This is a genomic window from Gemmiger sp. An120 (assembly GCF_002160955.1).
In the GTDB taxonomy this organism is placed as follows: domain Bacteria; phylum Bacillota; class Clostridia; order Oscillospirales; family Ruminococcaceae; genus Gemmiger_A; species Gemmiger_A avium.
Map to the genome: position 1 here is coordinate 1 of NZ_NFLN01000043.1, position 998 is coordinate 998.

General features: G+C 61.8%; 1 protein-coding gene. It reads right to left on the reverse strand.

What is annotated here, in order from left to right; translation table 11 throughout:
• A partial coding sequence (locus tag B5E65_RS15895; protein ID WP_275532889.1) for a 1,3-beta-galactosyl-N-acetylhexosamine phosphorylase N-terminal domain-containing protein occupies window positions 1-998 on the reverse strand: 998 nt, incomplete at both ends.

Below are 998 nucleotides of genomic sequence, written 5' to 3' on the forward strand. Positions count from 1 at the left end.
TCGGGGAAGAAGTAGGGCAGGAAGCGGCCCTCGGTGTACTTGACGCCGGGGATGTCGCTGATCAGGCGCAGGGTGGAGCCGTTGCCCACGCTGCCCACCACCGCGTCGATGCCGATGGTGGCGAACTCGGGCATGAAGGGCTCGGTGCCGATCCAGTGGTCGCCCAGGAACATCATGGCTTCGCAGCCCAGCTCGTGGGTGATGTCCACCATCTCCTTGGCCAGCTTGGCCACCTCACGGCGCTGGAAGGCCATGAAGTCACGGAACTCCTTGCTGGGCACACGGTACTGGTTGTTGTAGTAGCCCTGGTCGATGATGTACTCAGGACGGAACTTGTAGCCCACTTCCTTTTCGAACTGCTCCAGGATGTAGGGGGACACAGAGGCAGAGTAGCCGTACCAGTCCACGTACTTCTCACGCTTCAGCTCGTCGAACATCAGGGTGAACTGATGGAAGAAGGTGGTGTAGCGGATCACGTTCACGTAGGGATGGTCGGCAATGAACTTGCGCAGACGCTCCATGGTGAACTTGTGGGTCTTGGGCTGGCGCACGTCGAAGGTGATCTGGTGCTCCACGTCCTGCCAGTCGTTGATCACGGCGTTGTACATATGGACGGGGTCCCAGATCAGGTAGGCCAGGAAGCTGACGGTGTACTCATGGAACGCGGCCGGGGCGGGAATGTCCACACAGCCGGTGGCGGCGTTGTAGCTCCACTCGGTGGTGGGAACCGGCTGGCCGGTGGTGCGGTCCATGACCTCCCACCAGCGGGCGGGATCGTCGTTGCCGTTGACCTGCATCAGTTCCGGGCTGATGCCCTTCATCAGGGGGATGCTCAGCATGCCGCCGGTGGCGGTGTGGAACCCGGTCATGATGTAGCACTGCTGCACCTCGTCCGGATTGGCCTTGGCCCAGGCGTTGTCCTTACGGGTGGTGTAGTAGGTGGAGTAGATCTTGGCGCCGGTCTTGGTCAGCTCGGCGGGGAACTCGGTGCCGTCGCA